10 protein-coding genes are annotated in these 11,405 nt (G+C 38.2%); 5 read left to right on the forward strand and 5 right to left on the reverse strand.

The window, feature by feature from the left end:
- Positions 1-257: 257 nt before the first annotated feature.
- On the reverse strand, positions 258-947 hold the full coding sequence (locus tag BTO21_RS12230; protein WP_045032317.1) for a MaoC family dehydratase: 690 nt from the start codon (positions 945-947) through the stop codon (positions 258-260).
- A 329-nt stretch (positions 948-1,276) separates the two neighbouring features.
- Here BTO21_RS12230 and astB point away from each other — a divergent pair, with 329 nt between their 5' ends.
- Entirely contained in the window at positions 1,277-2,614 is a 1,338-nt protein-coding gene (astB, locus tag BTO21_RS12235; protein WP_045032319.1) for an N-succinylarginine dihydrolase, read from the forward strand.
- A gap of 50 nt (positions 2,615-2,664) precedes the next feature.
- Here astB and BTO21_RS12240 read toward each other — a convergent pair whose 3' ends face one another.
- Positions 2,665-3,147, reverse strand: a complete 483-nt coding sequence (locus BTO21_RS12240; protein WP_045032321.1) for a YidB family protein — start codon at positions 3,145-3,147, stop codon at positions 2,665-2,667.
- Positions 3,148-3,538: 391 nt separating this feature from the next.
- Here BTO21_RS12240 and BTO21_RS12245 point away from each other — a divergent pair, with 391 nt between their 5' ends.
- The 3 genes from BTO21_RS12245 (at position 3,539) to BTO21_RS12255 (ending at position 6,364) form a co-directional block, all read left to right on the forward strand.
- The gene (locus BTO21_RS12245; RefSeq protein ID WP_045032323.1) at positions 3,539-4,060 is read left to right on the forward strand and encodes a DUF2058 domain-containing protein; all 522 of its coding nucleotides are present in this window, start codon (positions 3,539-3,541) and stop codon (positions 4,058-4,060) included.
- Between the two features lie 328 nt (positions 4,061-4,388).
- Positions 4,389-6,092, forward strand: a complete 1,704-nt coding sequence (locus BTO21_RS12250) for a phospho-sugar mutase (protein WP_045028840.1) — start codon at positions 4,389-4,391, stop codon at positions 6,090-6,092.
- Between the two features lie 95 nt (positions 6,093-6,187).
- Positions 6,188-6,364, forward strand: a complete 177-nt coding sequence (locus BTO21_RS12255) for an ATPase (protein WP_045028838.1) — start codon at positions 6,188-6,190, stop codon at positions 6,362-6,364.
- 140 nt (positions 6,365-6,504) lie between these two features.
- On the opposite strand, the gene brnQ (BTO21_RS12260) is transcribed toward BTO21_RS12255, so the two are convergent.
- The 3 genes from brnQ (BTO21_RS12260) to yjjG form a co-directional block, all read right to left on the reverse strand.
- Complete coding sequence (gene brnQ, locus BTO21_RS12260; RefSeq protein ID WP_045028837.1) at positions 6,505-7,842, reverse strand: branched-chain amino acid transport system II carrier protein; 1,338 nt, start codon at positions 7,840-7,842, stop codon at positions 6,505-6,507.
- Positions 7,843-8,440: 598 nt separating this feature from the next.
- Positions 8,441-9,727: a branched-chain amino acid transport system II carrier protein gene (gene brnQ, locus BTO21_RS12265; RefSeq protein WP_045028862.1), complete on the reverse strand. Its 1,287-nt coding sequence runs from the start codon at positions 9,725-9,727 to the stop codon at positions 8,441-8,443.
- A 417-nt stretch (positions 9,728-10,144) separates the two neighbouring features.
- Positions 10,145-10,819, reverse strand: a complete 675-nt coding sequence (yjjG, locus tag BTO21_RS12270) for a pyrimidine 5'-nucleotidase (RefSeq protein ID WP_045028835.1) — start codon at positions 10,817-10,819, stop codon at positions 10,145-10,147.
- A 242-nt stretch (positions 10,820-11,061) separates the two neighbouring features.
- On the opposite strand from yjjG, the gene BTO21_RS12275 reads away from it, so the two are divergent.
- Positions 11,062-11,310 carry a GlsB/YeaQ/YmgE family stress response membrane protein gene (locus BTO21_RS12275; protein ID WP_060998390.1) on the forward strand — a complete coding sequence of 83 codons (249 nt, stop codon included), beginning with the start codon at positions 11,062-11,064 and terminating at the stop codon, positions 11,308-11,310.
- The last annotated feature ends 95 nt before the right edge of the window (positions 11,311-11,405 follow it).

Genomic DNA, 11,405 nt, shown 5'->3' on the forward strand with positions numbered 1-11,405 from the left:
CTTGTTCATAATGATACCTAGCCCAAAAATGTTCGGCTACCATACCAGTCTTCTTCTTTGGGTAAATGACTATTAATGAAAAGTTAGGTTTATATTATAAGATCATCAAGATATGAAAAGAATAAACAGAAATAACATAATGAATTAAATGCTTTTTTTTTCTTCTTTAGCTCGGCAGTTGTAACGAATGCTTGCAAATAGATAAAAAGCCGACGTATCGGCTTTTTGGAAAGAGGATGATTGTACTCACAGTCAGATTAGAAATAAAGGCGCATGACTGATTCAGCAACACAAGCAGGACGACGACAGCCTTCGATTTCAACCGTAATTTCTTGCACTATTTCTAAACCGCGCTTAATCGGTGTTACCGACTGAATTTTTGTTCTTGCACGAATATTAACGCCAGTTTTAACAGGGTAAGGGAATCGAACTTGGTTTAGACCATAATTGACGGTCATTTTTGCAGATGGAAATTTTGGGCTAGCAGGATCGACACTGTCAGTTAATACTGATAGGAGTGAAAGCGTTAAAAAACCATGCGCGATGGTTGTTTTAAATGGAGATTCTGCTGCTGCTTTTTGTGGATCGGTATGGATCCATTGATGATCGTCAGTAACGTTAGCAAAGTTATTGATACGTAGCTGATCGACGGTTAACCATTCGCCAACATGAATTTCTTCACCTAATGATGCAGTAAGCTCAGCCATTACTTTAGTGGCTTCTGGATGCATCTCAATAACAATAGGATCAGAGATTACTTCACCGCTAGATATAGATACGAGGTTATGATCTTTTACCCAAGTTGCAAAATGGCTGCTATTGGCTTTATTGAGGAATTCAATCCAATAGTCACGGATTGATGGTGATAGCCAGTCTTTAAATTCAAACGGGTGATGTGATAACACTTCACGTTTACGTTTGATAAAATCGACTACTTTTACTTTCATAGAGCATAACCTTAGTTTGAAATGCCACATTTGGGTTTGGGGCTGGGCATTGTAGCTATTATTGACAGTAGCACAACTGGTATTTTTTATAACAAATACTTATAAAACTCATCGGATGAGTTGATTTTAAAGGATGTTGATGCCTTTACGCAATAATTAAATGGCGTTTTTTAACGATTTTTTATAAATCACCGCAGTGAGTCTCTCTAATAATATTAAATATTACTTATGGGTATGATAAACGATCAGTTCTTAACCATGGCTGAAATCATATAAAGGATAGATGGCTATAATAATAAAGGTATATGACTTATATCATGGAGGAACTGATGATTGCATATGAAGCTAATTTTGATGGTTTAGTCGGGCTAACACATAATTATAGTGGTTTATCGGCAGGAAATATTGCTTCACAAAAATATAGCCAGCAAATATCAAATCCTAAAAGTGCCGCATTACAAGGCCTAGATAAAATGAAAGCATTGGCTAATTTAGGATTGGTACAAGGTGTTATTGCTCCTCAAATGCGGCCAGATACAACTATGCTAAGACGGCTTGGTTTTAGTGGTAGTGATCATCGAGTGTTACAACAAGCAGCCCAGCAGGCGCCTAAACTATTAACGAGTTGTTGTTCAGCATCAAGTATGTGGGCTGCTAATGCTGCAACAGTATCCCCATCCGCTGATACCTATGATCGACGTATACACTTCACGCCGGCGAATTTAGTGAATAATTTTCATCGTGCTATTGAACCTCAAACAACAGCCCGTATTTTGACGGCGATGTTTAATGATGAGAATCATTTTTGTCATCATCAGCCATTACCTGCATCTGAACAATTAGGTGATGAAGGTGCTGCTAACCATAGCCGTTTTTGTGGACAGTATGGTGATCAAGGTGTCGAAATGTTTGTTTTTGGACGTTATGGTTTCGATCAGCATCAACAAGCCCCTACACGTTATCCTGCTCGACAAACCTATGAAGCCAGTGCGGCTATTGCTCGTTTACATCAACTCGATCCACAACAGGTTGTGATGGCTCAACAAAATCCATTATTGATAGATCAAGGTGTATTTCACAATGATGTCATTGCGGTGGGGAATCAACAAACCTTGTTTTGTCATCAATATGCTTTTTTAAATCAAGTGGATGTTTATCAACAGTTACAGCAAAAAATGGGAGCGGACTTTTCTATTATAGAAGTGCCTAATGATGTAGTTAGTGTTGATAACGCAGTAAGTAGTTATTTATTTAATTCGCAATTAGTCACATTACCTGATGGTGATAGTAGTTTGATTTTACCGCAACAGTGCCAACAGAATCCTCAGATATGGCAATATATACAACAGTTATTGCAAGCGCGGGTCGGCATTAATCGGGTTGATTTTTTTGATTTAAGCCAGAGTATGCACAACGGTGGTGGGCCAGCATGTTTACGTTTAAGAGTAGTATTAACCGAACAAGAACGGCAAGCGGTGAACCCTGCGGTATTATTAACGGATACATTATTTAAACGCTTACGAGAATGGATTAATTTACATTATCGAGATCGGTTACGAGAAGCTGATTTAGCTGATCCAGCATTAGGATTGGAATCACAAATGGCATTAGACGAGCTGACTTATATTCTAAAATTAGGCTCAGTGTATGATTTTCAGCGAGTATAATCCGCAGATACGTGAGTAGATATCGACTACAGATTATAATAGTAACATCGCTATTTTTTACCAAAAAAGGTTGAGGCAAAACTCTTCAGATTATTTATATCCATTAAATCATCAATACCATGAATTTCACCGGAAGGCTGAATAAGTAAGTTATGATCAATATCACCCCCAGGGCTTGCTTGATCAATCATCGTTGGTAATGCATCTTGTAGGCCGAGAATGACATCTTGCTCTGGCATTTTGAGTTCAGCCGCGAATGTGGCAAGTTTCTCGGTACTAAAAATAGTAGTAATGTTGGTCGCTGAAATATTAGCATTAACTTCGTTACCGAGCCAAGAGTTAGCAATATTGGATAAGTCAGCTTGATTGAGCGTTTTAATCACAGTTTGGAGATTCACATTTTGAGCTTGAGCGTTACCGTCTAATAAATGAGAGAGCGCTGAAAAAATACTATTTTCATCGACAGCTTGAGTATTTGCAGGCGATTGATTAAAAAATTGTGCACCAAGACTAACTATTTCTACCATATCCATGTCGAAGACTCCTTACTTGATAAGCTTATTATGCGGTGACTAAAAAACGTAATACTGATGTTACGCATAAAACTTAATAAGCTCATGTTATATTCCCTGCTGAGTATATTACTGATAACAATTAATAAGTATGTTGTTAATAATAATACAAAAAATAGATTTAATTATCAGCATTTTCTGACATTTTAGTGCTAAAAATGTATTTTATATTTATTTTCGATCGGGTTGCTTATGAGGCGGTATTTTCACTTTACCGTAATATTGATTTAAATAATTATTACATCTATGTGCAGCAATGCTTGACCTGTTTTAGACCAAACATGGATAATAGTATTCATAAATCTATGAGTGAAATAATCACTTATCGTTACGAATAATTGATGGAGTTTTAATGGCAAAGCTAAGCCTACAAGAGCAAATGCTAAAAGCGGGTCTTATTGATAAGAAAAAGCTAAAAAAAGCCGGTAAGACCACTAAAAAATCACGTACTCAAGCGAAAGAAGCCAAAGCGGCTGTTGAGGAAAATCGTGTCTCTCAGCTGGAGAAAGATAAAACGCTTAACCGTCAGCGAGATGAAGAAGCGCAACAAAAAGCATTTATCTCACAAGTGAAACAATTAATTGAGATGAACCGTTTAGATCGTAATCACGGTGATATTGGTTATAACTTTACCGATGGTACCACGGTGAAGAAAATTTATGTTGATAAGATAATCCAAACTCAACTTGTCAATGGCCGTCTTGCGATTGCACGTTACCTTGATGGTTATGAAGTTATTCCTGCCGCTGTCGCTGATAAGATTGCTTTACGTGATCAAGAATCGATTGTACTGAACAATGTGGTAGATGAAAGTATTGTTGATGAAGATGATCCGTATGCTGATTTTGTTATCCCAGATGACCTAATGTGGTAAATACGACGAAATAAAGAAAGCCTCGAAAGAGGCTTTTTTTATGTCTAAATATTTGCCTAGAGGATGTTTTAGGTATTACTGTTTTAAATAAACGCCCAAGAAATGGTAAATAGGCATTGATAACCGTAATCGTTTGCTAAAAAAATGTTACTTAACGGTAGTTGTAATTCAATGAAATAGGGAATATTTTAATGAGAGTATTTATCATTTGCATTACTGGTGCAATGGTAATGATAAATACATGTACGATGGTGATAACCCTGTCAGCATAATGGCTCAGTTGTGACCATTGCGTTGTGATGATGATAAATGAACTAGGATAACAATAATGAATAATGAAATTACGCGTTGGTTACAACGAGACCCTGACTCTAAATCACGTCAAGAATTACAACAATTAGTGGCTGATAATGCGACTGTTGAATTAGCTGATCGTTTTAATGGACGCTTAGAATTTGGTACCGCAGGTTTGCGTGGTGTTGTTGGTGCTGGGCCTAATCGAATGAATCGACTCGTCATTCAAGAAACAGCAACAGGGCTTGGCCAGTACTTATTACGCACAGACAGTACTGCAGCGCATAAAGGCGTCGTTATTGGTTATGATGGTCGTCCTGACTCACGTCAATTTGCTCACGATACGGCAGCAGCTTTAGCGGCACAAGGTATTAAGGTTTATCTCACTACTAAAGTTGCCGCAACCCCGATTGTTGCTTTTGGCGTTAAACATTTACACACTGCAGCTGCTGTTGTCGTTACTGCTAGCCATAACCCGCCGGCTTATAATGGCTTTAAAGTTTATTGGAATAACGGTGCTCAGATCATTCCGCCTCATGATGCTGGTATTGCTACTGAAATAGATAAAGCTACCCAATCTGAATTACACCTTATGGATCTAGCTGAAGCCGAAGAAAAAGGGTTATTAGTGTGGTTAGATGATGCTTATTATCAAGATTATCGTCAGGCAATAAATACTAACCCATTATTAAATAATCATCATAATCCACAAGATATAAGTATTGCTTATACTGCGATGCATGGTGTCGGTGCTGATATGGCAGAAACATTATTAACAGATGCCGGTTTTAAGCATGTCTATAGTGTTGCAGCTCAACGTGAACCTGATGGCGCTTTCCCAACGGTGAAGTTTCCAAATCCTGAAGAGTCAGGTGCCATGGATCTTGTTATTGCTGAAGCAAAACAACATGGAGCAATGTTAGCATGTGCTAATGATCCGGATGCTGATCGTTTTGCTGTGGCTGTACGCCGTAATGATGGCGAGTATCAGATGCTAACGGGTGATCAAGTGGGTACATTGTTTGGTTATTATTTACTTAATCATGTGCAAGCTTCAACCCGTTTAGTGGGTAATACCATAGTTTCATCAACATTATTAGGCAAAATTGCAACGGCACTCGGTGCGCAATATTATCAAACACTGACTGGCTTTAAATGGTTAACCAATGTCGCAATGGAGCGTCAAACCGTTGATCATCAATTCTTGTTTGCCTATGAAGAAGCGTTAGGTTACACCATTGGTAATACGGTATGGGATAAAGACGGATTATCTGCGTTAGTGGCATTTGCTCAGCTGACGGCAGAACTATCAGCAAGCGGTAAGACGGTTTGGGATCAACTTGAAGCGATTTACCGTGAGTACGGCTTATATATTAATGCTCAACGCAGTATTGCACTTGATCCAACCGCTGCACCTATTGGTGATTTACTCCGTGCAACGCCACCACAAGCGATTGCAGGATTAGCTATTCACAGTACTGAGGATTTTAAAACGTCATTACGTATTTTTGCTGATGGATCGGTTGAGGCGATTGACTTACCTGTTAGTGATGTATTGATTTATCACCTTGAAGATGGTGCTCGAGTGGTTGTGCGACCATCTGGTACTGAGCCTAAATTGAAATGTTACTATGAAGTGGTTGAACCAATGAGCCAAGACGATATATTTGAACATGCTCAACTACGCGCACGAGAAGCAATGGATCGATTAATTACTCAGCATCAAGCATCACTGTAATTCCGATTACCGTTATGTGGTAAAGCTGAACTCTGATCAATTTTCAGTGTATAATCATGAAAATTAGAATTTGTTTAAATAACCAAGGGTTTACCATGCACGATCTTAATTTATCGTTACCTGATGATTATGAAAAAGAGCCAGAATTACCGATTCCATCAATTGATGATCAAAAGAAAATTGTGGCAGAGCTTAAACGTTTAGAAGCTGCGGGTGAGTTAACACCTGAAATTTTACATGCGTTCATGACAGGTGAGCGTTTACCTGAATAAGGTAATGTGATCAGACGTAATAAAAAGCCTCTTACTGTACTTCAAGCTGAAGTTGTAAGAGGCTTTTTTATGTGTCATAGAGAATAACAATCGTGATATATACGTGTATCGATAACCCCAATTATCTTTACGCGATAATATTATTGATTTTTAGCCGTTGAATTTAAACGGTAATCCACCATATTAAACTTACGCGCTACGATAGGTAGTCGTGCCATGATAGTCGTAACAAATAAGATCAATAGCGTTGGTAATAACCAGCTAGCATGGGCTTGGTATAGCGGTAATGTTTTATTAAAAAACTGGTTAAGATCGACAGGCATTTTACCGAGAATACTCACGGCATCAACAGTACCAAATACCACAGCTGTCACTAATACTGAGGTATGCGTTAGTGTTGAAACATGAATGGTCGAAGCCGTTAAAGAAGCAAACACTAATGCAATCGCAACAGGGCATAATACTAAAATAGCCGGTAAGCTGACTTTGAGAATATCATTAAGACCAAAGTTAGCAATCATGCCTGTTAGCACCACAATAATTGTCGCGGTAAAACCAAACGATGCTTTGAATGTTTGTTGATAATATTCAGCGCAGGCATTGGTTAAACCAACGGTAGTGGTTAAACATGCCATGATGATAATCGCCGCCAGTAACCATTGACCATAGACCCCAAATTCACCCGCAACATAACGAGTAAGGATCACACTGCCGTTCATGCCATGAGTGGCAATAGAGGTTGAGGTTGCGCCAACATACCCCATAGCAATATAACAACTGCCCATTAATACAAAATAGATCATTGCGACTTTAAATGAGACGCTAGCGATTCCTTTTTGTGATACTACGCCTTTTGCTTTAATTGCTTGAATGATAACCCAACCAAAACCAACCGCTGCGATAGCATCCATGGTCATGTAACCTTGGATTAAGCCACTGGTGACAGCACTATGCTGATAATCGCCATAAGGTGCAGCAGGTACACCTAGCGGTGAAATAAATGCCGCTAGCCCTAATCCTGCTAATAAGAAAATCAGCGCAGGTGTCATGATCTTACCGATGTAATTAACCAGATTACCGGGTTTAAACGCTAAAATTAATGTTAAAGCAGAGAATACAATCGAGAAAGCAACCAGATGATCTGATTTGAAAAAAGGTTTTAATCCCATTTCATAAGCAACAGTAACTGCACGAGGCATGCCAAAAGCAGGACCAATCGCAGTAAATAATAAAATCCAGAATGTCGTTGCTAACCATTTCGGTAATGCTTTAGTGAGGTTGTTTGTGCTGCCTATGCGGCCCAGAACAATAATAGTAAAAGCAGGTAGACCCACAGCGGTGACTAAAAAACCACTCATTGCTGATGATAATGATGTACCTGCATCTAACCCCATCGCGGGAGGAAAGATCAAGTTACCAGCACCTAAAAATAGGGCGAAGGTCATAAGACCGATAGCGAGTAAATCTTGTGTTTTCAAATGTTGTACCTGCATTATGGTAAGTGTTGAACAGTAATTAATAACGTAATAGTGTAAGTGTTATCGCACTGTCACTTCGTTAATAATGGTTCCGCAGGTTTGCTGAAAGATGGTATGAAGAGTTGAAGCTTATCCTCCATCAGCAACGGCTGACGGAAACTTGCCCGCCAGCCTAGCGAATAATCACTAGAATAAAAGCGGAAATAATTCGAGATATTTTTATTATCGTCATAGAAGTCACTTCAACCCAAGCATTAGTCGCTTTCGTTGAAGCTAAGTGTTTGTGTGCTCTATGTTCAAACGCAGTTGAATGCATAAATTAACAACTTCTATTAGTGAATAAGTGAATTACACGTTAAAAGTATAAAGAAAAGTTAGTGTTGTAAATAACTTTCTTCAACTTTTTATTAATGATTGTGAAAAAAATTTAATTTAAGCGTTTAATGTTAACCAATTAGCGAGATTTTAAAGGTTTACTGTTGATCAATAGTGGTGGTGCTAATTTATTGTGTTGTTAGAGTGTGCTGTTTTTTGAAAAAGTGATGAGAGTGAAGGGCTAGATATCATCTAGCCCTACGATAATGAACCGTACACTTTATTAATTTACAGCGACGCTATCGTGATTTTTATAGCCATAACTGCATAATTTACTGATTAAAATAGTGATGCTAACGGGGACTAACCAAGAGGCATGAGATGCAAATAATGGTAGCCAATGTTCAGCAATGGTTGTGATGGTTGTGGGTAATTTATCTAAAATATTTAAGGCATCAATGCTGCCAAAAATTGTTGCAACGATCACCACAATAGTTTGGCTAGTGGAAATAATACGTTTTGTTGGTGTTGAGTGATTACGGATGAAAAATGTTGAAATAATTAGCGAAATAGAAATCGGACATAAAATTAAAATTGCAGGCAGACTCACTTTAATAATGGTTTCTAAACCGACGTTAGAAATAATTGCTGTTAACACCATAATTACGGTAGCACTGAGTTTGAATTTTACACCGTAGGTGTTTTTATAATACTCACCGTTAGCATTGGTTAGGCCTACCGTTGTCGTTAAACAAGCCATTAAGGTTATCGTGGCTAACAACAGTTGTCCAAGCGTACCAAATTCACCGGCCGCATAACGGGTAAGGATTTCACCGCCATTGGTTGCTTGTGGCGCAATACCAGAAGACGTCGCACCTAAATACCCCATAGCAAGGTAACAAAGTGACATTAGAACCGCGTAAATAAGTGCGATGCGAAGAGTATAGTAAGAAATTGCTTTATTAGATTCGACACCAGTATTACGGATTGTTTGAATAATAACCCAACCAAAAGCAACCGCTGCAATCGCATCTAATGTCATGTAGCCCTGAATCAAGCCATTAACAGTAGGTGCTTTTTGGTAGATTTCAATTGCTGTGGTTGGTGAGCCTAAAGGATTAATAACCGCTGAAATTGCCAGTAGTGCCAACATTGCAATCAATGCGGGTGTCATGACTTTACCAATATAATCCACTAATTTTCCTGGTTTAAGTGCTAACACTAATGTTAGTGCACAGAAAACAGCAGAAAAGACCATTAAACCATTGCCAGAATAGAAAGGCTTTATACCCATCTCATAAGCAACGGTAACCGCTCGCGGTAAAACAAACGCAGGGCCGAGTGTTGTTAGCACTAAGAACCAAAAAGAACGATCCATCCATTTTGGTAATGCAGCAGTTAATTTTTCAGCAGAAGATAGCCGTCCCAGAACAACCAGTGTTAATGCAGGTAAACCAACAGCTGTTAGCAAAAATCCAGCAATAGCAATTAACCAGTTTTCACCAGCTTGTTGTGCCATAAGAGGGGGGAATATTAAGTTACCAGCACCAAGAAATAGTGCAAAGGTCATAAAACCAATGGCTGCAAGTTCTTTTTTTTTCAAATGACATACCTTATTCAAAAACGAACAATATGAGTCAGTATGCTGGAAGAGATAATAAGAAGTGAAATTCATATCCGCCAGCGTTACTGACGAATAAATTACCCGTCAGCGTCAGAAAGTGACGACGACGACAGATTTTAGCGTACAAGCAATCTGTATGGTTGCTGTAATGGTAGCATCCTGATTGTTGTTAATGTTCTGAGACATAACTTATACGCTCTAAGAAAAATGAGCTCCAAACTTAATCGGTATTCGTGTGATTGTAAAGCTCGACAAAGAAATAATTACTGTTTTTTTTATGTTTACTCACTAGATACCATATAAGTAACTGAATAATAATCGTTATATAATGGTATCTGGTTTTTTATACAATCTAATGAGTCTTTAAGGCAGTAACAGAGCTTGTAGTTCAGCGAGCGATGATACGGTATAAGTGGGTCTAATACCGATAGGTTGCGGCAGGTGATCACTATTAAGCCAACACGTATCCATGCCTGCATTGATCCCACCTAAAATATCAGAGTGTGGGTTATCACCAACCATTAAGATTTGCTGGCGTTGAGTCATATTCATCTTTTGACAAGCATAATCAAAAATCTGAGTATCAGGTTTTGCTACACCGACTTGTTCTGAGATAATAAGTACATCAAAAAAATCTGTAAACCCTGTGCGTTGTAAACGAATTTCCTGCAATGCGGTAAAACCATTAGTAATAATACCTAATTTTGCATGTGGACTTAATGATTCAAGCAGTAATTTCGCCCCAGTTAATGGCGTACAAATATCAGCCATTGCCATTAAGAAATCGTGATTTAATTGCTCTGTTGATAGCGAAAGTTTGGTTGCCCATGCTTCAAAGCGAATGTTTTGTAATTCAGTCGCTGAAATTATACCGTTCTGATAATCAACCCATAATGGTTTATTAATCGCTTCATATTGTTCGAAATCAGCATCAGTAAAGGTAATGTTATGACGAGAAAACATCAGTTGAAGGCCGTGAAATGCATCAAAGTGAAACAAGGTTTCATCAGCATCAAATAAAATCCATTGGTATTTCATTACGTGTAATTCTCTATTTTTGTGAGTGAAAATGCGACTAGATGAACGCTCGCAAGCGGAGGGTATTTTACTTGAAGTCAGGAAGCTCACGCTAGTCAATCGCAGTAAATAATTGTGACCAGTGCGACTATTTTTATCGTGATGTAATTTTTATTGAACTCAATAGTGTGATATATGTCTACTTATACCATAATCACATTATCTCTATTGAGAGTGAAAAATCAGCCAATTGAGGAAAGAGAATGGGCATTTTATCTTGGATTATTTTAGGTTTAATCGCAGGTGCATTAGCAAAATGGCTAATGCCTGGTAAAGATGGCGGCGGCTGGATTGTGACAATGGCGCTAGGTATTGGTGGTGCTTTTGTTGGTGGCTTTGTTGGTAAATTTATTGGTTTAGGCCACGCAACAGGCGTTAACATTGGCAGTATTATCACTGCAACATTAGGCGCTTTCATTCTACTATTTGTTTATAACCGATTTATTCGTTAATAATCATAATATTAGAAGTGTTTGTAATAAAAAAGCGAATCGATTTATTCGATTCGCTTTTTTTGTTTTTATTTGAGGACATATTTTCCCTAAAA

This window comes from Photobacterium phosphoreum, from assembly GCF_002954725.1.
Classification (GTDB): Bacteria; Pseudomonadota; Gammaproteobacteria; order Enterobacterales; family Vibrionaceae; genus Photobacterium; species Photobacterium phosphoreum.

What these genes read in the sequence shown, in the direction of transcription:
- astB (WP_045032319.1), top strand. Translation starts at nt 1,277, where the DNA reads ATGATTGCATATGAAGCTAATTTTGATGGTTTAGTCGGGCTAACACAT.
- BTO21_RS12250 (WP_045028840.1), top strand. Translation starts at nt 4,389, where the DNA reads ATGAATAATGAAATTACGCGTTGGTTACAACGAGACCCTGACTCTAAA.
- BTO21_RS12230 (WP_045032317.1), bottom strand. Translation starts at nt 947, where the DNA reads ATGAAAGTAAAAGTAGTCGATTTTATCAAACGTAAACGTGAAGTGTTA.
- BTO21_RS12275 (WP_060998390.1), top strand. Translation starts at nt 11,062, where the DNA reads ATGGGCATTTTATCTTGGATTATTTTAGGTTTAATCGCAGGTGCATTA.
- BTO21_RS12240 (WP_045032321.1), bottom strand. Translation starts at nt 3,147, where the DNA reads ATGGATATGGTAGAAATAGTTAGTCTTGGTGCACAATTTTTTAATCAA.
- BTO21_RS12255 (WP_045028838.1), top strand. Translation starts at nt 6,188, where the DNA reads ATGCACGATCTTAATTTATCGTTACCTGATGATTATGAAAAAGAGCCA.
- brnQ (WP_045028862.1), bottom strand. Translation starts at nt 9,727, where the DNA reads ATGACCTTTGCACTATTTCTTGGTGCTGGTAACTTAATATTCCCCCCT.
- yjjG (WP_045028835.1), bottom strand. Translation starts at nt 10,819, where the DNA reads ATGAAATACCAATGGATTTTATTTGATGCTGATGAAACCTTGTTTCAC.
- BTO21_RS12245 (WP_045032323.1), top strand. Translation starts at nt 3,539, where the DNA reads ATGGCAAAGCTAAGCCTACAAGAGCAAATGCTAAAAGCGGGTCTTATT.